16 protein-coding genes are annotated in these 18,881 nt (G+C 63.9%); 2 read left to right on the forward strand and 14 right to left on the reverse strand.

Going from position 1 to position 18,881, the window contains the following annotated elements; all coding sequences use genetic code 11:
* Positions 1 to 1,191: an aminotransferase class V-fold PLP-dependent enzyme gene (locus tag A9971_RS22180; protein ID WP_183000001.1), complete on the forward strand. Its 1,191-nt coding sequence runs from the start codon at positions 1 to 3 to the stop codon at positions 1,189 to 1,191.
* Positions 1,192 to 1,305: 114 nt separating this feature from the next.
* Here the strand turns inward: A9971_RS22180 and A9971_RS22185 are convergent, their stop codons facing one another.
* From A9971_RS22185 to zwf, 3 genes are read right to left on the reverse strand one after another with little or no spacing between them, the layout of a single operon-like run.
* Entirely contained in the window at positions 1,306 to 1,971 is a 666-nt protein-coding gene (locus A9971_RS22185) for a bifunctional 4-hydroxy-2-oxoglutarate aldolase/2-dehydro-3-deoxy-phosphogluconate aldolase (RefSeq protein WP_015636736.1), read from the reverse strand.
* Positions 1,972 to 1,988: 17 nt separating this feature from the next.
* On the reverse strand, positions 1,989 to 2,702 hold the full coding sequence (pgl, locus tag A9971_RS22190; RefSeq protein ID WP_015636737.1) for a 6-phosphogluconolactonase: 714 nt from the start codon (positions 2,700 to 2,702) through the stop codon (positions 1,989 to 1,991).
* Complete coding sequence (zwf, locus tag A9971_RS22195) at positions 2,689 to 4,158, reverse strand: glucose-6-phosphate dehydrogenase (protein ID WP_015636738.1); 1,470 nt, start codon at positions 4,156 to 4,158, stop codon at positions 2,689 to 2,691. Before zwf ends, pgl begins: the two co-directional genes overlap by 14 nt.
* A gap of 312 nt (positions 4,159 to 4,470) precedes the next feature.
* On the opposite strand from zwf, the gene A9971_RS22200 reads away from it, so the two are divergent.
* Positions 4,471 to 5,331 (forward strand): MurR/RpiR family transcriptional regulator, encoded by an 861-nt coding sequence (locus A9971_RS22200; RefSeq protein ID WP_169892262.1) that lies wholly within the window; start codon positions 4,471 to 4,473, stop codon positions 5,329 to 5,331.
* Positions 5,332 to 5,346: 15 nt separating this feature from the next.
* On the opposite strand, the gene A9971_RS22205 is transcribed toward A9971_RS22200, so the two are convergent.
* From A9971_RS22205 to edd, 11 genes are all read right to left on the reverse strand, one after another.
* Positions 5,347 to 6,201, reverse strand: a complete 855-nt coding sequence (locus tag A9971_RS22205; protein ID WP_019094568.1) for a D-hexose-6-phosphate mutarotase — start codon at positions 6,199 to 6,201, stop codon at positions 5,347 to 5,349.
* Between the two features lie 128 nt (positions 6,202 to 6,329).
* Positions 6,330 to 7,679: a carbohydrate porin gene (locus tag A9971_RS22210; protein WP_047288671.1), complete on the reverse strand. Its 1,350-nt coding sequence runs from the start codon at positions 7,677 to 7,679 to the stop codon at positions 6,330 to 6,332.
* Between the two features lie 88 nt (positions 7,680 to 7,767).
* Positions 7,768 to 8,928 (reverse strand): ABC transporter ATP-binding protein, encoded by a 1,161-nt coding sequence (locus A9971_RS22215; protein ID WP_015636741.1) that lies wholly within the window; start codon positions 8,926 to 8,928, stop codon positions 7,768 to 7,770.
* 3 nt (positions 8,929 to 8,931) lie between these two features.
* A complete protein-coding gene (locus tag A9971_RS22220) occupies positions 8,932 to 9,777 on the reverse strand; it encodes a carbohydrate ABC transporter permease (RefSeq protein ID WP_011062869.1) in 846 nt (281 codons plus the stop codon).
* A complete protein-coding gene (locus tag A9971_RS22225; RefSeq protein WP_011062870.1) occupies positions 9,770 to 10,678 on the reverse strand; it encodes a carbohydrate ABC transporter permease in 909 nt (302 codons plus the stop codon). The genes A9971_RS22220 and A9971_RS22225 overlap by 8 nt, the downstream gene beginning before the upstream one ends.
* A gap of 120 nt (positions 10,679 to 10,798) precedes the next feature.
* The gene (locus A9971_RS22230; RefSeq protein WP_053159862.1) at positions 10,799 to 12,091 is read right to left on the reverse strand and encodes an ABC transporter substrate-binding protein; all 1,293 of its coding nucleotides are present in this window, start codon (positions 12,089 to 12,091) and stop codon (positions 10,799 to 10,801) included.
* 116 nt (positions 12,092 to 12,207) lie between these two features.
* Positions 12,208 to 13,467 (reverse strand): AGE family epimerase/isomerase, encoded by a 1,260-nt coding sequence (locus A9971_RS22235; protein ID WP_053159864.1) that lies wholly within the window; start codon positions 13,465 to 13,467, stop codon positions 12,208 to 12,210.
* Between the two features lie 222 nt (positions 13,468 to 13,689).
* Positions 13,690 to 15,159 carry an ATP-binding protein gene (locus A9971_RS22240; protein WP_019094564.1) on the reverse strand — a complete coding sequence of 490 codons (1,470 nt, stop codon included), beginning with the start codon at positions 15,157 to 15,159 and terminating at the stop codon, positions 13,690 to 13,692.
* Positions 15,149 to 15,880 carry a response regulator gene (locus tag A9971_RS22245; RefSeq protein ID WP_015636744.1) on the reverse strand — a complete coding sequence of 244 codons (732 nt, stop codon included), beginning with the start codon at positions 15,878 to 15,880 and terminating at the stop codon, positions 15,149 to 15,151. The genes A9971_RS22240 and A9971_RS22245 overlap by 11 nt, the downstream gene beginning before the upstream one ends.
* 69 nt (positions 15,881 to 15,949) lie before the next feature.
* On the reverse strand, positions 15,950 to 16,906 hold the full coding sequence (locus tag A9971_RS22250) for a glucokinase (RefSeq protein WP_183000002.1): 957 nt from the start codon (positions 16,904 to 16,906) through the stop codon (positions 15,950 to 15,952).
* Positions 16,903 to 18,729 (reverse strand): phosphogluconate dehydratase, encoded by a 1,827-nt coding sequence (gene edd, locus A9971_RS22255; protein WP_011062876.1) that lies wholly within the window; start codon positions 18,727 to 18,729, stop codon positions 16,903 to 16,905. The genes A9971_RS22250 and edd overlap by 4 nt, the downstream gene beginning before the upstream one ends.
* Positions 18,730 to 18,881: the final 152 nt, after the last annotated feature.

Below are 18,881 nucleotides of genomic sequence, written 5' to 3' on the forward strand. Positions count from 1 at the left end.
ATGCCAAGGACTGCAGCCACACTTGCCCACGACGAAGATCATTGGCAGGGCATCGCTCGCCAGTTCGACATCGAGCCGGGGCCGATCAATCTGGAAAACGGCTACTTCGGGCGCATGACCCGCAGCGTGGCCCAGGAGTACCAGCACAACATCCAGTGGGTGAACCGCAGCAACTCGCTGCTGGTGCGCCAGCGCTTCGAGCAGATCGACGCGCTGGACATCCGCCGCCAACTGGCGGCGCTGCTGCAGACGCCGGAAAACGCCGTGGCCCTGACCCGCTGTGCCTCCGACGCCCTGCAATCGCTGATCCGCAACTACAACCGCCTGCAACCGGGCGACCAGGTACTGCTCAGCGACCTGGAGTACGACACGGTCAAGAGCGCCATGCGCTGGCTGGCCCGCCAGCGCGGCGTCGAAGTGATAGAGATCATCCACCGGCATCCTGCCAGTTTTGACAGCCTTGTAAGCACCTACAAAGACGCTTTCGAGCGCTACCCACGGCTCAAGCTGATGCCCCTGACCTATGTCACCCATCGCAGCGGGCTGGTGATGCCGGTCCGGGCAATTGCCGCCGCCGCTCGGGAACACGGGGTCGACATCATCCTCGACGGCGCCCACGCCCTGGGCCAGATCGACTTCGACCTTCGCGACCTGGGCATCGCCTTCGCCGGTTTCAACCTGCACAAGTGGATCGGCGCACCGCTGAGCCTGGGCTTTGTGTATATCCACCCCGAACGCCTGGAAGACATCGACCCGGACATGGACGAGTTCCATTTTCCCCGTGACGACGTGCGCGCCCGTACGCCCTACAGCACGCCAAACATTCCGGCGCTGATGACCCTGCCCCGGGTGTTCGAGGAACACCGGGCGATGGGTGGTGCGGCGGCCAAGGGCGCGCGCCTGAACTACCTGCGCCATAGCTGGAGCGAAGCGGTGCGCGAAATGGACGGGCTGGAAGTCATGACCCCGCAGGACCCGCGCCTGTGCTGCGCCATCAGCGCTGTGCGCTTCACCCGCCACCAGGACCAGCAAGCCCTGGCGGATCGCCTGCTACGGGACTACAACCTGTTTACCGTGGCCCGCAATGGCGCAGGGTTCGGCACCTGCATCCGCATCACTCCGGGGCTGACCACTCCCCTTGCGCATATGCAGCAGTTGATCGAAGCCCTCACCAACCTGGCCGGCCGGTAAGCCCTGCCCGCCTGTCGCGCGCCGGGCAGCGCTATTCTCCAGGCAAAAAAAAACGGTGCGCCGACCAAGCGCACCGTAAAGCCGTAGAACACACCAACGAATCGGGTAGAACCTTCAGTCCAGCAGGGCCAGGGCCTCGGCCGTGCACTCCTGGATCCGTGCCCAGTCGCCGTTCTTGATCCACTCGGGATCGAGCATCCAGCTACCGCCGACACACATCACATTCTTGAGCGCCATGTAGCTCTTGATATTGGCCGGGCCGACGCCGCCGGTAGGGCAGAACTTGACCTCGCCGAACGGCCCGCCCAGGGCCTTGATCGCCGCCACGCCACCACTGACTTCCGCCGGGAACAGCTTGAAGCGGCGATAGCCCAGGGCATAACCCTCCATGATCCCGGAGGCATTGCTGATCCCCGGCAGCAGGGGAATCGGGCTGGCCACGCTGGCTTGCAGCAGGTCGCGGGTGATGCCCGGGGTGACGATGAACTGCGAACCTGCCGCCTCCGCCGCCACCAGCATCTGCGGGTCGAGCACAGTGCCGGCACCGGTCACCAGCTCCGGGCGCTGTTCGCGCAGGATCTGGATCGCCTTGAGGCCGAACTGCGAACGCAGGGTCACTTCCAGGGCGGTCAGGCCGCCGGCCGCCAGGGCATCGGCCAGCGGCAGGACATCCTGCTCGCGGGCAATGGTGATCACCGGCAGGATCCGCGCCTTGGCGCAGAGGCTGTCGATCAGGGCAACTTTGTCCGCCATGGAAACGGTCGGGGCGAGGTTTGTCATAGCGGCTGATCCTTGGCTCATGGGCACCAGTAAATCTCTAACGGGGTTTGCAGGAAGGCGCGAATCGGCATTTCGGCGACAGCGTCACCAGCCAGTGCGGCGCTCAGGGTGGTCAGCTTGGACTGACCGGAAATCGACAACAGGCTGTTGCGGGCCGAAGCCAGCAATGCCCGGCTCATGCTCAGGCGCTGATGGGGCACGCTGGGCGCCAGCATCGGCCAGCAGCGACGAGTGCCATCGGCCTTGAGCGCTTCAGCCAGGTTCGGGCTGTTGGGGAACAGCGACGCGGTGTGGCCGTCATCCCCCATGCCCAGCACCAGCACATCGATGCCTGGCAGTTCGGCCAGCAGACTGTCCGCTTGTAGGGCAGCCTCTTCAAGATTGGCCGCCGCACTGTAGAGGCCGAGGAAGCGAGCCTTGGCCACCGGCCCCTGGAGCAGGTAGCGCTTGAGCAGGCCCGCATTGCTGTCGGCATGCTCCACAGGCACCCAGCGCTCGTCCGCCAGGGTGATCAGCACCTTGGACCAATCCAGCTCCTGCTTCACCAGGGCCTGGAAAAACGCCACCGGGCTACGGCCACCGGACACCACCAGGGTGGCGTTGCCGCGCACGGCAATGGCCTCGCGCAGCAGCTCGGCGACCTTCAGCGCCTGGCCTTCAGCCAGCAGCGTGGGGCTGCGGAATTCGTGGGCGCGCACGCCCGCCGGCAGTTGCAAATCAGATATCGCCATACCAAGACCTCCCATCCCGCGTGATCAGTGCAATGGAGCTCATCGGCCCCCAGGACCCGGCCGCGTACGGCTTGGGCGCATCGCCGGATTTCTTCCACCCGGCAATCAACTGGTCACACCACTTCCACGCGGCTTCGATTTCATCTTTGCGCACAAACAGGTTCTGATTGCCGCGCATCACTTCCAGCAACAACCGCTCGTAGGCATCGGGGATCCGTGCACTGCGATAGGTATCGGAAAAATTCAGCTGCAACGGACCGCTGCGCAGTTGCATGCCCTTGTCCAGGCCCTGCTCCTTGGTCATCACCCGCAACGAGATACCTTCGTCCGGCTGCAGGCGGATGATCAGCTTGTTGCTGATCTGCAGGCGCTGCTCGGGGGCGAAGATATAGTGCGAGGGTTCCTTGAAGTGGATGACGATCTGCGACAGCTTCTGCGGCATGCGCTTGCCGGTGCGCAGGTAGAACGGCACACCGGCCCAGCGCCAGTTGCGGATATCGGCGCGCAGGGCGACGAAGGTCTCGGTGTCGCTCTGGGTGTTGGAGTTTTCTTCCTCCAGGTAGCCCGGCACCGACTGGCCTTCGCTGTGGCCGGCGATGTACTGGCCGCGCACCACCTGGGTGGTCAGGCCTTCCGGACTGATGGGCGCCAGGGCCTTGAGCACCTTGACCTTCTCGTCGCGGATGCTGTCGGCCGAAAGGTCGGCCGGCGGGTCCATGGCGATCAGGCAGAGCAGTTGCAGCAAGTGGTTCTGGATCATGTCCCGCAGTTGGCCGGCCTTGTCGAAATAGCCCCAGCGACCTTCGATGCCGACCTTCTCGGCCACGGTGATTTCCACGTGGGAGATGTAGTTCTGGTTCCACTGGGTTTCGAACAGGCTGTTGGCGAAACGCAGGGCAATCAGGTTCTGCACCGTTTCCTTGCCCAGGTAGTGGTCGATCCGGTAGATGCGGGTTTCCGGGAAGAACTGCGCCACCGCGTCGTTGACCTTGCGTGATGAATCCAGGTCCGAGCCGATGGGTTTTTCCAGGACCACACGGGTGTGCTGGTTGAGCCCGACCCGGGAGAGGTTTTCGCAGATCGCGCCATACACCGCCGCCGGCGTGGCGAAGTAGGCAATCAGGCGCTGCTCGCTGCCGACACGTTCGGCCAGGGCGACGTAGTCCTCGGCCTTGAGGAAGTCCACATGCAGGTAGCTCAGGCGGGCGAGAAAACGCTGCAGGACCTGGCTATCGATATCCTTGTCGCCGACATACTTGTGCAGCTCGGTTTCGATATTCGCCAGGTGCTCCTGCTCGCTGCCAGGCTCGCGGGCCAGGGCCAGGATGCGCGTGTCGTCATGCAGCAAACCGGCGGCATCGAGTTGGTACAGGGCAGGAAACAGCTTACGCAGCGCCAGATCGCCCAGCGCGCCAAACAAGGCAAAGGTGCAGGGTTCAACCGTTATCGAAGGCATGATGTTTGTTCTTTTATCAAGTTAAGCTACAAATACCTTTTTTCAAGGCATCACTCAAGGAAAAATGTAGTAATAAACACAACATTTTTACAAAATACAGATTCCAGGTGGTGGTCGATCCGGGCCATCAGTAGGATAGGCCACCTCTCAACTTCGCATTGCAGGCGCGCCAGCGACCCGCTGCGCAGCGCAATCGCAGCAAGCTCAAAAGGCCTGCACCGACAATCCGTCGGCGCGCCTTGCTCGATTGACCGCTTCCCGGCCCTGCCCGCAGCGCCTGTCTAGCCGATCTAGGAAACCTTAATGGACCGAGTGCGAAACCTTCTGGAGCAGATCCAGAACCGTCTTGAAGAACTGAACAAGGCGGAACGTAAAGTCGCCGAAGTCATCCTGCTCAACCCGCAGCAGGCGACTCGCTTCAGCATCGCCGCCCTGGCCCAGGCTGCCTCGGTCAGCGAACCGACGGTCAATCGCTTCTGCCGCTCCTTTGGCGTCAGCGGCTACCCGGAACTCAAGCTGCAACTGGCCCAGAGCCTGGCCAGCGGTGCGGCCTATGTCAGCCGTGCCGTGGAGGCCGACGACAACCCAGAAGCCTACACGCAAAAGATTTTCGGCAGCGCCATCGCCTCCCTGGACAGCGCCTGCCAGGCCCTGGACCCGAACCTGATCAGCAAGGCCGTGGACTTGTTGATCCAGGCCCGGCAGATCCACTTCTTCGGTCTCGGCGCCTCGGCCCCGGTGGCCCTGGACGCCCAGCACAAGTTCTTCCGCTTCAACCTCGCCGTCACCGCCCACGCCGATGTGCTGATGCAACGGATGATCGCGTCGGTGGCTCATACCGGCGAATTGTTCGTGATCATTTCCTACACCGGCCGCACCCGCGAACTGGTGGAAGTGGCGCGTATCGCACGGGAAAACGGCGCCTCGGTGCTGGGGCTGACCGCAGAAAACTCGCCACTGGCCAAGGCCAGTACCTTGAGCCTGAACATCCCGCTACCGGAAGACACCGACATCTACATGCCGATGACCTCACGGATCATCCAGCTCACCGTACTCGACGTGCTGGCCACCGGCATGACCCTGCGCCGCGGCGTGGATTTCCAGCCACACCTGCGCAAGATCAAGGAAAGCCTCAACGCCAGCCGCTACCCGGTGGGCGACGAGTTCAACTGAAGCCGGGCCGGCTCCCTACCCCGCAGCGCGCGCCTGCAAGCTCAGGTGCGCTTGCTCCCCGGGCGCCAGGCGCAGGCTGTCGGTGCCACCCACAGCCGCTTCGACACAGACGAACCGCGACACCTCATTCCAGCTCACCCCCAGCAGCGGCCGGGTGCCGGGGTGCCAGACCACGGTGTCGGCATGGTCACCGGTATCGATGCACAACTCGCGCTGCCAGGCGTGATCCTTGAGCTGCAACTCACCCTCGTGCTGGAACACCCGCTGGCAACCGCCCTCGACCCGCAACTCGCCCTGCTGCTGGCAGACCTGACGGTTCAACTGGTCATAACCCTGGGCGCCATCGAGCCCAGACAGCGCTATCTCGCCGACATCACCAATACGCCAGTAGGCGTGCAGAGCCTGGCTCAACTGGCAGGGTTCGGTGTCCTGGTGCTCGGTGCTCAGGCGCAGGTCCATGCTCTGGCCCAGGTGCGCATGCAGGTCGACCTTCCAGTCGCACAACTGCAATTGCCAGTGCAGGCGCACGCCCTCTTCATCACTGCTGCTGTCCAGCAGCTTCCAGTCCAGCAGCCGCGCCCAGCCATGGGAAGGCCAGGCATTTTCGCTGGGATGGCGCCCATACCAGGGCCAGCACACCGGCACTCCGCCACGGATCGCCCCCACCTGCGGCCACTTCGCCGCACACCACAGCCAGGGCTTTTGTCCGGCCGGCTGGAAGTGCAGCAACTGGGCACCCTGACGACTGAACACGGCCTGGCACAGCGGGTGATCGATCACCAGCACGTCACGCAATTGATAACGCTCCCAGGCAAACACCGGGCGCTCGCGCAAGGATCTGAAAAAGCGTTGTAGCGGATGCTCATGCATGGGCCGCAGTCCTGAAAATCAATGCTGTCTCGCTACTCATGAGGGGGGCGCCGGCCCGACAAAAAAAAGCGGACGGCCCAGGCCATCCGCAAAATGCGCACAGAGAGAAGGAGCTTATCGCAACGGCCTTAGAACACCGACTGAATTTTCAGGCCGGCCACCAGCGCGTTGTCGACTTCATCCACACCACCCGGGTGGGTGATGTATTGCAGGTTGGGGCGCACGGTCAGCCAGTTGGTGACGTGGAAGCCATAGTTGATCTCGTAGTTGTATTCGGTGTCGCGCAGCGGCATGTACAGCGGGTTGTCGTAGTTGCTGATGCCGTTGTCCTCGTTGATCAGCTGGGCGTTCTTGCGCACATCGTCGTTGACGTGGATCCGAGCAAAACCGATGCCGACGTCATCTTTGGGACGCGCATCGAACGGCCCCTTGTACACGAACATCAGCGACTGGTAGTTGTCGACGACGTTGGTGTCCTTGTCGTGGAAGGTGGCATTGGCGGCGATGTTCAGGCCCCGGGAAGCATCACCGTTGTGGGTGGTGAGTTGCTGCTGCCCGACGAACCAGTAGCCGTGCTTGCTGTTGTGCACGCGATAGGCATCGCCGGTGTCCGCGGCATCCTGACCATTGACGTCCTTGCGCACATCATTGGCATCGGCCGTGCTCTTGTAGTAACCGACGCGGTACTCGCCCGGCAGGCTGTTGAGCTTGGGCGACCAGACCAGTTCCACCGGCAATACGGTGCCCTTGGTGCCGCTGCCGCTGAGCTTGAAGCCGTTGCCGTGCTCCAGTTGCGACGGGTTCTGGTTGTAGGCGCCGATTTGCGCATACAGCTCGGGGGTGATGTTGTACTTGATGCGCAGCGCCGCCTGGCTGACCGGCCAGTTGTACCAGATGCCGGTGGCCCAGTTGCCCACCTGGGAGCCGCAGAACGCCAGGTTCTGGAAGTCGCAGGGGAAGGTGTTGAAGTCTTCGCCTTCGCCGAAGTAGCCGGCCTTGACGTCCAGCTTGCCGTCGAGGAACTGGTGCTGAACCCACAACTGGGTCAGGCGGACCATGTGCCCCCGGCCATAGACCTCCTGGGAGGAGCTCAAGGTGCCGGCACGCGGGTCGCCGATGCGGTCGTTGGAGATGTTCTGGCCGTTACGGTTGGTCAGCTGGATCTTGGCCTGGGTGTTGTCCCAGCCCAAAAGCTTCTGCAGGTCGAACGCCACGCCCAGGCCGAACTGGTCGCTGTAGCGCCCGGTCTTGTCGTCGTTGTAACCACCATGCAGGTTGGCGCCCATTTCACCGACGTAGTCGGCCTTGATGTCGATCCCCTGCTCGATCAGCTTGGTGCGCTCGCCGCCCCAGTCGCCGGTCATCCATTTCGAATCGGCGCTGAACGCCTCATCGGCCATGGCATTGCCGGACAGGACCAGGGCCGCCACCGCCGACAACTGGCAGAGCAATCGGGTGTTGCTGTGTTGCTTTTTCATCCCTACATCCTCGTCTTTATTGTTATTAACGATTTATCCAACGCGGTTTACAGCAGTGGCGACGGATGACAGGCCATCCGTCACGGATTCAGCGGCCCTTGAACTGCGCCACATTGCCGCCCCGGGCCTCTGTCACCGGTGCCCCGGCGGCGCCCAGGCGTTCACCGCTCTGGGCGTCGAACAACAGCACCCGGGCCGGATCGAACTGCAGTGTCAGGGTTTCCCCGGCCTCGGGGGCCTGGTCCGGTGCCAGGCGGCAGCAGACCTTGGTGCCATTGAGCGTGACGAATACCAGGGTGTCGGGGCCGGTGGGCTCGATCACCTGGACCTCGGCACGAATGGTCGGCAGGCCGTTGGCCTCGCCCGCGGCCAGGGCGATCTGTTCCGGGCGAATGCCGAGGATCACCTCACGGTCTTCCAGCCCGGCATCCTGGGGCCCCAGGGGCAGCTCGCAGCGAGCCTGGCCACTGTCCAGCAGGGCCAGCAGGCGGCCGTCCTTGCGCTGCAGGCGCAGGGGGATGAAGTTCATCGGTGGCGAACCGATGAAGCTGGCCACGAACAGGTTGGCCGGGTCGTTGTAGATCTGCTTCGGGGTGCCGAACTGCTGGATGATCCCGTCCTTCATCACCGCCACCTTGTCACCCAGGGTCATGGCTTCGATCTGGTCGTGGGTGACATAGACCGTGGTGGTTTTCAGACGCTGGTGCATCAGCTTCATTTCTGTGCGCATCTCCACCCGCAGCTTGGCGTCGAGGTTGGACAGCGGCTCGTCGAACAGGTAGATCTTCGGCCGCCGGGCCAGGGCCCGGCCCATGGCCACCCGTTGCTGCTGGCCACCGGAGAGCTGGCCCGGCTTGCGGGTGAGCAGGTGCTCGATCTGCAGCAGCTTGGCCACCCGCGCCACTTCCGCGTCGATCTCGGCGGCGGGCATCTTGCGGATCTTCAGGCCGAAGGCGATGTTGTCGCGCACGCTCATGGTCGGGTACAGCGCGTAGGACTGGAACACCATGGCGATGTCACGATCCTTGGGGCTCATGCCGCTGATGTCGGCGTCGTCCACCAGGATCGCCCCGCCACTGATGTTCTCAAGGCCCGCGATGCAGTTCATCAGGGTGGATTTGCCGCAGCCGGATGGGCCGACGAGGATCAGGAATTCACCGTCATCGATCTTCAGCTCGATGTTCTTCAGGGTGTCCGGCAGGCCGGCACCGTAGGTCTTGTTGACGTTGCGTAATTCGAGAGTTGCCATGCCTTACCCCTTGACCGCGCCGGACGTCAGCCCGCGCAGGAAATACTTGCCGGCGAAGATGTAGACCAGCAGTGTCGGCAGCCCGGCGATCATCGCCGCTGCCATATCAACGTTGTATTCCTTGGCCCCGGTGCTGGTGTTGACCAGGTTGTTCAGGGCCACGGTGATCGGTTGCGCGTCGCCACTGGCGAACACCACGCCGAAGAGGAAATCGTTCCAGATCTGGGTGAACTGCCAGATCAGGCAGACCATGATGATCGGCACCGACATCGGCAGCAGGATCTTGCCGAAGATGGTGAAGAACCCGGCACCGTCCAGGCGCGCAGCCTTGACCAGCGCATCCGGCACGCTCACGTAGTAGTTGCGAAAGAACAAAGTGGTGAAGGCCAGCCCGTAGACCACGTGCACCAGCACCAGGCCGGTGGTGGTGTTGGCCAGGCCGAACTTGCCCAGGGTGAACGAAGCCGGCAGCAGCACCGTCTGGAACGGCAGGAAGCAGCCGAACAGCAGCAGGCCGAAGAACAGCTGGGAGCCGCGAAAGCGCCACATCGACAGCACGTAGCCGTTCATTGCACCGATGAAGGTAGAGATCAGCACCGCCGGCACGGTGATCTTCACCGAGTTCCAGAAGTAGCCACCGACAGTGTCCCAGGCCTTGATCCAGCCGATGCCGTCCACCACCTGTGGCCAGCTCAAAAGGTTGCCGGTGCGGATATCCTCCGGGGTCTTGAAGCTGGTGAGCAGCATCACCACCAGCGGTATCAGGTACACCGCCGCCGCCAGCAGCAGGGTGGCGTAGATGGCGATCCGGCTGAAGTTCAGGGTCGGTTTGCCAAGGGAGTCAGTCATGGCGCTTGCCCCGCAGTTCGGAATACAGGTACGGCACAAGGATGGTCAGCACGGCGCCCAGCATCAGCATGGCGCTGGCCGAACCTATGCCCATCTGGCCGCGGCTGAAGGTGAAGGAATACATGAACATCGCCGGCAGGTCGGAGGAATAGCCCGGGCCGCCCGCGGTCATCGCCGCCACCAGGTCGAAGCTCTTGATGGCGATGTGGGCGAGGATCATGAAGGCACTGAAGAACACCGGCCGCAGGCTCGGCAGGACAATCTTCAGGTAGATGGTCGGCAGGCTCGCACCGTCCACCTGGGCGGCGCGGATGATCGACTGGTCGACACCCCGCAGGCCGGCGAGGAACATCGCCATGACAAAGCCCGAGGCCTGCCACACCGCGGCGATCACCAGGCAGTACACCACCCGGTCCTGATCCACCAGCCAGTCCAGGCGAAAGCCTTCCCAGCCCCAGTCGCGAAGCATCTTGTCCAGGCCCAGGCCGGGGTTGAGCAACCACTTCCAGGCGGTACCGGTGACGATCATCGACAGCGCCATGGGGTACAGGTACACGGTGCGGATAAAGCCTTCCTTGCGGATGCGCTGGTCCAGCAGCACCGCGAGGAACACTCCCAGCACCAGGCTGATGGCGATGAACATGCCGCCGAAGACCGCGAGGTTCTTGCTCGCCACCCACCAGCGGTCGTTGTCCATCAAGCGCAGGTATTGCTGCAGGCCGACCCACTTGTAGCTCGGCATGAAGCTGGAATTGGTAAAGGACAGAATGAACGTCCAGATGATGTAGCCGTAGAAACCCACCAGCACGATCACCATGCTCGGTGCCAGCACCAGCTTGGGTAGCCAGCGCTGCAATGCATCTAACGGTGAGGCTTTGCTGAAAACCGCCACAGAGCTCATCGGAATAACCCAGTCAGGAGTGAATCCGGGCTGCACACCGTCGCTGCATGGGCCGGGGCACAGGCAGGGCGGCGACAGTCACGGGTGAGCCGCCGGCGTACCGGCGGCGGGGTTCAAGGATTACTGCGCGGCCTTGACCGCCGAAGCCAGCTGCGCACTGGCCTTGGCCGGGTCCGCATCCTTGTCGTTCATGAAGTTGGTCACCACGTCGAAGATCGCGCCCTGCACCGCCAGGGAAGTGGCCATGTTGTGCGCCATGCTCGGCTGCAGGCCGCCGGTCTTCTCGTCTGCCAGGAAGTCCTTGGCCGACGCCTGGGCGCAGGAGTCGAAGCCCTCGGCGCTCATGTCGTTGAGCATGTCGGTACGCACCGGGATCGAACCCTTGTTGATGCTGAAGACTTTCTGGAAGTCCTTGCCCAGGGCGACCTTGGCCAGGTCCTGCTGGGCAGCGATATCGCCCTTGCGGTCGGCCTTGAGCTTGAACACCGCCAGGGAGTCGATGTTGTAGGTGAAGGCCTTGTCGGTACCCGGGAACGGTACGCACTGGTAGTCCTTGCCGGCGACCTTCTTGGCCGCGGTCCACTCGCTCTTGGCCCAGTCGCCCATCATCTGCATGCCGGCCTTGCCGCCGATCACGTCGGCTGCGGCAATGTTCCAGTCACGCCCGGCACGGTTGGGGTCCATGTAGCCGGTGATTTTCTTCAGCTCGGTGAAGGCCTTGGCCATTTCCGGGCCGGAGAGGGTTTTCTGGTCCAGGTCCACCAGGGCTTTCTTGTAGCCCTCCGGGCCCATGACCGAGAGCACCACGTCTTCGAACACGGTGCTGTCCTGCCACGGCTGGCCGCCGTGGGCCAGGGCGATGAAGCCGGCGGCCTTGAGCTTGTCGCCGGCGGCATAGAATTCTTCGAGGGTGGTCGGGGCCTTGTCGATCCCGGCTTTCTTGAACACGGCAGGGTTGATCCACAGCCAGTTGACCCGGTGGATGTTCACCGGCACCGCCACGTAGTCACCTTCGTACTTGACGGTATTGGCCACCTTGGGCGACAGCAGGCCGTCCCAGTTCTCGGCCTTGGCCACGTCCTTGAGGGTTTCGGTACTGAGCAGGCCGGTGCTGCCCCATTCCTGGATGTCCGGGCCCTTGATCTGCGCCACACCCGGCGGGTTGCCGGCCACGGCGCGGCTTTTGAGCACGGTCATGGCAGTGGAACCGCCACCGCCGGCCACGGCGCCGTCCTTCCAGGTGAAACCGTCTTTTTCCACTTGGGCCTTGAGCACATCGACGGCGGCTTTTTCACCACCCGAAGTCCACCAGTGGACGACTTCCACGGAACCTTTGGAATCGGCGGCGAGGGCACTCAGGGGAAACAGAGAGGCAAGGGAAATGACAGTGGCGAGGCGAGAAATCGCATTCATTTGAAGTACCTTTCTTGTTGTTATGCATGCAAGTCTGGTGCTTGCGCTGCAAACGAGTCTAAACAGCCTAGTCGATCATTCGAGTAACGAAGCGATGGGGAAATGTCACCACATGGTTACACAAGGCCCGGAACAGACACCTGGGCCAATGCCGAAGCCATGCTCGGGGCCAACGGCAGGCGCGGGATCAGCACCGCCTGCCAGGCGTGATAGAGGTCCGGCTTGCCGCCCCAGATCCGGGCTGACGGCTGGTTGTCCGGGCCCAGTTCGTGGTGCCAGCTACCGTGCCTGCGGTCGATGAAATGGGCCTCGCAGAATTCCCAGAAACAGCGGTACCAGGCCTCGTACTGGGCCTGGCCGGTGCGTTTGAGCAAGGCGCTGGCGGCGGCGCTGGCCTCGGCGTGGGTCCAGTGCAGGCGCTCGCGCACCACTGGCTGGTGGTCCCAGTCCAGGGTGTAGACCATGCCCGGGGCGCCATCGACGCTCCAGCCATGGCGGCAGTTGCTTTCGAACAGCTTCTGCGCGTCCTGCACCAGCCAGCCGGGGGTCAGCATGCCGGCCTTCACCCGCGAAGCCTCCAGGTGCAGCAACAGCCGCGCCCATTCGAAGCCGTGTCCCGGGGTGGTGCCAAAGGGCCGGAAACCGTCGGCGGGAAAGGCCTGGTTGTAGTCACGAAGTGGTTGCCAGGCGAGGTCGAAATGCTCGATCACCATGAAGTCGTTGGCCGCCGCCTGAGTGTGGATCACCCGCTCGACGATCCGCAGGGCGCGGGTCAGCCAGCGTGAGTCCTGGGTGACATCGGCCAGGGCCAGGAACGCCTCGGTGGCGTGCATGTTGCTGTTGGCACCGCGATAGGCTTCCGGCTGACTCCAGTCGCAGTTGAAAGACTCGCGCAGCGCGCCCTCCTCCTCGCTCCAGAAATGCCGGTCGATGATGGCGATGGCCTCCTCCAGCAAACGCTCGGCGCCGGGACGTTGGGCCACCACCGCGGAGCTGGCCGCCAGAGCGACAAAGGCATGCAGGTAGGCGGCCTTGGTGCTGTTGCCGTCGGCCTGCCCGGCCACGGCGAACCAGCCGCCGTGCTCGGCATCACGCAAGGGCCCGCCGAGGGCGGCGATGCCGTGGTCCACCAGAGCGGCATAACCCGGCAGGCCCTGGATATGGGCCATGGCGAAGCTGTGGGTCATGCGCGCGGTGTTCATGGTTTCGGCCTGGGCGCCGCTGGGCAGGCGGCCCTGTTCATCGAGGTTGCCAAAGCCCGCAGGAAGCCGTGAGGCCTTGGCAAAATCCAGCAGGCGCAGGCCTTCGGCGGCGAGCCAGGCCTGATGTGCAGGGGCATTCAGCCAACTGCTGAATGGCAGGGAGAGAGCGTCCATGGGTGACCTGTTGTTGTTTTTATCGAAGGCTTGAGTCTAATCAAGCCGCCTGCGACCGCAGGTAACAAAGGACCAGCGCAATGTCACCAAACCGTGACATTGCACTCCCCCATAGGAGCCGGCTTGCCGGCGAAGAGGCCCTTGAGCACTGTGGTGCCCTTGAGGACGCCTTCGCTGGCAAGCCAGCTCCGACACAAGCCAGCGCTTACAACGGCAGGCAGGTCAGTCGAAGGTCCGGGGCAGGTAAAGGGTTACGCGCAGGCCGCCTTCGCGCAGGTTCTGCAGGCTGACTTCGCCGCCATGGCTGTGGGCGATGTTGCGGGCAATCCCCAGGCCCAGGCCGTAGCCCTGCTGCTGGCCAGCAAGACGGAAGTGCGGCTCGAAGACTTGCTCCAGGCGCTGCTCCGGTACGCCGGGGCCTTCGTCGTCGACATGCAGGACAAAGCCGCTGTCGTCGTCTTCGATGTGCAGGTGAGCGTTCTGTCCGTACTTCAGGGCATTGTCGATCAGGTTGCCCATGCAGCGCTTGAGCGCCAGGGGCTTGCCCGGGTAGCTGGCCAGGGCCCGGCCCTGTTGGGTCACGCGGCCATTGCCGTTGGGTGCCAGATAAGGCTCTACCAGGCAGTCGAGTACCTGATTGAGGTCCACCGGCTCGATGTTCTCGTGGATGTCGGTGTCCTTGACGCACTGCAGCGCGCCCTTGACCAGCAACTCCAGTTCATCCAGGTCGCGCCCGAACTTGGCCTGCAGTTGCTCGTCCTCCAGCAATTCCACCCGCAGGCGCAAGCGGGTGATGGGGGTGCGCAGGTCATGGGAGATGGCGCTGAACAGCTGGCTGCGCTCGGTCAGGTAGCGGCTGATGCGCTCGCGCATGCTGTTGAAGGCCCGGCCCACCTCCACCACTTCACTGCCGCCGCCCTCCGCTACCGGCTCGACGTCGGCCCCCAGGGACATGTCCCGCGCCGCCCGGGCCAGGCGCTTGAGGGGCCGGCTCTGCCAATGCACCAACAGGCCGATGAACAACAGCAGAAAACCGCTGGTGAGCAGGATGAACCACACCTGCTGTGCCGGCAGGCCCTGTTCTTCCAGGCTGGTATAGGGCTCGGGCAACAGCGAGGCGATGTACAGCCACTCTCCCGGCGCCATCTGGATCTGGGTCACCAGCACCGGCGGGTTTACCGGTTCCAGGGTCAGGGCGTAATGGGCCCAGGAGCGCGGCAATTCGTCGAGCTTGAGGCCGCCATTGAAGATCCGCAGGTCATCGGGGCTGACGAAGGTCACGGAGATATCCGCGTCATTGCCCAGGGACTGGCGCAACACCTGCTCCACGGCTTGCAACACCGCTTCTTTGCGCGGGGTGGCGGGCAGCACCTGCATGCCCAGGGGCTTGTCGTTCAGGGTCACGACAAACCGCGTACCGCCCATGCTGCGCAACTGGTCCAGCACCAGGGGCCGGTACGCCACCGGCAACGAACGCAGGTAACTGACGCTGGCGGTCATCGAGTGGGCCAGGCTGCGGGCGCTGGTCACCAGCCCTTCGAGCTGGGTGGCGCGCAGCTGGGAAACCCAGATCACGCTGGACAGCGCCTGGGCGAACAGCACCGCCAGCAGGGTCAAAAGCAGCATCCGCCCCAGCAGGGAACGGGGCACCGGCAGGCGCCGCAGCACTTTGCGCAATGCCTCAGTGGCCATTGCCGGCAACCACATTGGCTGCCAATTGATAGCCACTGCCGCGCACGGTGCGAATCAGCCGCGGCGGCTTTTCGGTGTCACGCAGACGCTGGCGCAGGCGGCTCACCGCCATGTCGACGATGCGATCCAGGGGCATCAGGTCACGCCCGCGGGTGGCATTGCCGATGGTGTCGCGATCGAGGATTTCCTGGGGATGGTCGAGAAACAGCTTGAGCAGAGCGAAGTCGGCGCCGGAGAGAATCACCTCCTCGCCATCGTTGTGGAACAGCCGGTGGCTGATCACATCCAGGCGCCATTCGTCGAAGCACAGCACCTCGCCGACAACCCGCTCCTGGGTGAACTGCACGCGCCGCAGCAGGGCCTTGATCCGCGCCTGCAGCTCCCGGGGGCTGAAAGGCTTGCCCAGGTAGTCGTCGGCGCCCAGCTCCAGGCCGATGACCCGGTCGGCCTCGTCGGAGCTAGCGGTCAGCATGATGATCGGCACCTGGCTGCGCTTGGGATGCTGGCGGATCCAGCGGCACAGGCTGAAGCCGTCTTCGTCCGGCAGCATCACATCGAGGATCACCAGGTCGCTGGGCGCCTCGTTGAGGGCCAGGCGAAAGCCGGCCCCGTCGGCGGTGCTGCGCACCTGGAAGCCGCAGCGGCTGAGATAAGTTTCCAGCAGCTCGCGAATTTCCTGATCGTCGTCAACCAACAAAATCGACTTACTGACTGAACTCACCGGGGCCGTCCTTATTGTTAGGCAGGGTGCGCGATTATGCCTGATGCCGGGTCGCCTGCCAGGGTGGCGTCAGCCCTGGGCCTGCTCCAGGGCCACGCCGGCACCGGTGAGCCCGGAATAGGGCGCGGTCACCAGCCACACCGGGATGCCCTTGAAGTAATCGCTCATACAACCCTTGTCGGCAAAGCTCTTGGCAAAGCCGCTGCGGATGAAGAAATCGGCAAAGCGCGGAATCACCCCACCGACGATGTACACCCCGCCACGCCCCCCGGTGGTCAGCACGTTGTTGCCCGCCACCCGGCCCAGCCAGCAGCTGAACTGCTCCAGCACTTCCCGGGCGATCGGGTCGCCGGCCAGGCCGGCCGCGGTGATGGCCTCCGGAGTCTCGAGCCGCGGCTCATGGCCGTCCACCGCACAGATCGCCCGATACACCCGGGGCAGGCCGCCACCGCTGAGGGCGGTCTCGGCGCTGACATGGCCGATCTCGTCGTGAATGTGCTGCCAGAGCTGGGTTTCCCGCGCACTGCTCAAGGGCAGGTCGACATGCCCACCCTCTCCCGGCAAGGCCATGTAACGACCGTCGCCGAAGTTCAGCAGGGTGCCCACCCCGAGGCCCGTGCCCGGGCCGATCACCACGGCCGGGCGCAAGGGCTCGGCAACGCCTTCGCAGACCACGCGAAATTCATCCGGCTGCAGGCGGGTCATGCCCAGGGCCATGGCCGAGAAGTCGTTGACCAACAGCAGTTGGTCCACCTGCAACGCCTGGCAGAAAGCCTGGCGGCTCAGGCGCCAGTGGTTGTTGGTGAAGCGAAACTCATCGCCGCTGACCGGGCCGGCCACCGACAGGCACACCGAACCTATGGCACCCAGGGCCAGCCCCTGGTCCCGCAGGTAGGCCTTGATGGCGTCTTCCGGGCAGCTGTAGTCCGCGGTGGCGTGGACTTCGATCGCCTCCAGTTGTTGGTCTTTCCACAACGCGAAGCGCGCGTTGGTGCCACCGATATCACCGACCAGGGCCAGTTTCACTTGAGCGTCTCCAGGGCAGAGGTAAAGGCGCTGGCGCCCTGCTCTGCCGAGCTGAAGGCCATGCGCATGAAGGCGAAGAGTTCGCGGCCGGTGCCAACGTTGTTGCCCAGCAGGCCCTTGGCCGGCTCCCGGGCGGCGAATTCTGCGGCGTCTACCTTAAGCTCCAGGGTGCCCTTGACGCCATCCACGCGGATGATATCGCCGTCCAGCACCCGGGCCAGCGCGCCACCCACCTGGGCTTCGGGGCTGACATGGATCGCTGCCGGAATCTTGCCCGAAGCGCCGGACATGCGCCCGTCGGTGACCAGCGCCACCTTGAAGCCGCGGTCCTGCAGCACCCCGAGGAAGGGGGTCATCTTGTGCAGCTCGGGCATGCCGTTCGAGCGCGGGCCCTGGAAGCGCATCACCGCGACGAAGTCCTTCTCCAGCAGGCCGGCCTTGAAGGCATCGGCCAGGTCCTGCTGGTCCTGGAACACCACGGCCGGGGCCTCGACGATCTGGTGCTCCGGGGCCACCGCGGAAACCTTCATCACGCCGCGACCGAGGTTGCCTTCCATGACCCGCAAGCCGCCCTCCGCAGAGAACGCCCGGGCCACCGGGCGCAGGATGTTTTCGTCCAGGCTTTCGATCGGGCCGTCGCGCCACACCAGCTTGCCGTTGTCCAGGAAGGGTTCCTGGGTATAGCGGCTCAGGCCGCGGCCGGCCACGGTATTGACGTCTTCGTGGAGCAGGCCGGCTTCCAGCAGCTCGCGGATCAGGAACGACATGCCGCCCGCCGCCTGGAAGTGGTTGATATCGGCCTTGCCGTTTGGATAGACGTGGGACAGGGTCGGCACCACCTCGGAGAGGTCGGCCATGTCCTGCCAGGTCAGCTGGATGCCCGCCGCCTGGGCGATGGCCGGCATGTGCAGGGTGTGGTTGGTGGAGCCGCCCGTGGCGTGCAGGGCAACGATGGAGTTGACCAGCACGCGCTCGTCGACGATCTCGCCAATCGGCATGAAGGCCCCGCTCTGCTTGGTCAGGCGCGTGACCTGCTGCGCCGCCTCATGGGTCAGGGCGTCGCGCAGCGGTGTATTGGGGTTGACGAAAGAGGCGCCCGGCAGGTGCAGGCCCATCACTTCCATCAGCAACTGGTTGGTGTTGGCGGTGCCGTAGAAAGTGCAGGTGCCGGGGCTGTGGTAGGACTTCATTTCCGACTCCAGCAGTTCCTCGCGGCTGGCCTTGCCTTCGGCGTAACGCTGGCGCACGTCGGCTTTCTGCTTGTTGGAAATGCCCGAGACCATGGGCCCGCCCGGAACGAAGATGGTCGGCAGGTGACCGAAGCGCAGGGCGCCCATCATCAACCCCGGGACAATCTTGTCGCAGATCCCCAGCATCAGCGCGGCATCGAACATGTTGTGAGAGAGGGCCACCGCCGTAGACAGGGCGATCACTTCACGGCTCGGCAGGCTCAGTTCCATACCGGCCTCGCCCTGGGTCACGCCATCGCACATGGCCGGGGTGCCGCCGGCGAACTGGCCCACCGAGCCGATCTCGCGCAGGGCGCGCTTGATCTGCTCGGGGAACACCTCGTAAGGCTGGTGCGCCGACAACATGTCGTTATATGACGAAACAATTGCCACGTTGGCCGCATTCATCATCCGCAGGTTGTGCTTGTCGTCGGTGCCGCAACCGGCCACGCCGTGGGCGAAGTTCGCACATTGCAGCTTGCCCCGCTGCGGGCCGTCGCTGGCGGCATCGCGGATCAGCGCGAGATAGGCCTGGCGAGTGGCGCGACTACGGGCGATAAGCCGTTCGGTGACCTCAAGAACGCGGGGATGCATGTGTAGAACTCCAGGCTAACGGATGTGGCGACCTGTTTGTCTATGCTGATCAGACGCGCCACCGCTCAGGGACAGCGGAGGATGTTTCTGACCATTTGGACCAGTTGATTCAGGTCACTCGTTGTAGATAAGACAAAATATTGCCACTAAAA

The sequence above is a fragment of the Pseudomonas sp. UME65 genome (assembly GCF_014170225.1).
GTDB lineage: Bacteria > Pseudomonadota > Gammaproteobacteria > Pseudomonadales > Pseudomonadaceae > Aquipseudomonas > Aquipseudomonas protegens.

Bases quoted from the DNA above. Each gene is read 5' to 3' on its own strand.
- A9971_RS22180 (WP_183000001.1), top strand. From the start codon at position 1: ATGCCAAGGACTGCAGCCACACTTGCCCACGACGAAGATCATTGGCAG.
- A9971_RS22185 (WP_015636736.1), bottom strand. From the start codon at position 1,971: ATGACAAACCTCGCCCCGACCGTTTCCATGGCGGACAAAGTTGCCCTG.
- pgl (WP_015636737.1), bottom strand. From the start codon at position 2,702: ATGGCGATATCTGATTTGCAACTGCCGGCGGGCGTGCGCGCCCACGAA.
- zwf (WP_015636738.1), bottom strand. From the start codon at position 4,158: ATGCCTTCGATAACGGTTGAACCCTGCACCTTTGCCTTGTTTGGCGCG.
- A9971_RS22205 (WP_019094568.1), bottom strand. From the start codon at position 6,201: ATGCATGAGCATCCGCTACAACGCTTTTTCAGATCCTTGCGCGAGCGC.
- A9971_RS22210 (WP_047288671.1), bottom strand. From the start codon at position 7,679: ATGAAAAAGCAACACAGCAACACCCGATTGCTCTGCCAGTTGTCGGCG.
- A9971_RS22215 (WP_015636741.1), bottom strand. From the start codon at position 8,928: ATGGCAACTCTCGAATTACGCAACGTCAACAAGACCTACGGTGCCGGC.
- A9971_RS22220 (WP_011062869.1), bottom strand. From the start codon at position 9,777: ATGACTGACTCCCTTGGCAAACCGACCCTGAACTTCAGCCGGATCGCC.
- A9971_RS22225 (WP_011062870.1), bottom strand. From the start codon at position 10,678: ATGAGCTCTGTGGCGGTTTTCAGCAAAGCCTCACCGTTAGATGCATTG.
- A9971_RS22230 (WP_053159862.1), bottom strand. From the start codon at position 12,091: ATGAATGCGATTTCTCGCCTCGCCACTGTCATTTCCCTTGCCTCTCTG.
- A9971_RS22235 (WP_053159864.1), bottom strand. From the start codon at position 13,467: ATGGACGCTCTCTCCCTGCCATTCAGCAGTTGGCTGAATGCCCCTGCA.
- A9971_RS22240 (WP_019094564.1), bottom strand. From the start codon at position 15,159: ATGGCCACTGAGGCATTGCGCAAAGTGCTGCGGCGCCTGCCGGTGCCC.
- edd (WP_011062876.1), bottom strand. From the start codon at position 18,729: ATGCATCCCCGCGTTCTTGAGGTCACCGAACGGCTTATCGCCCGTAGT.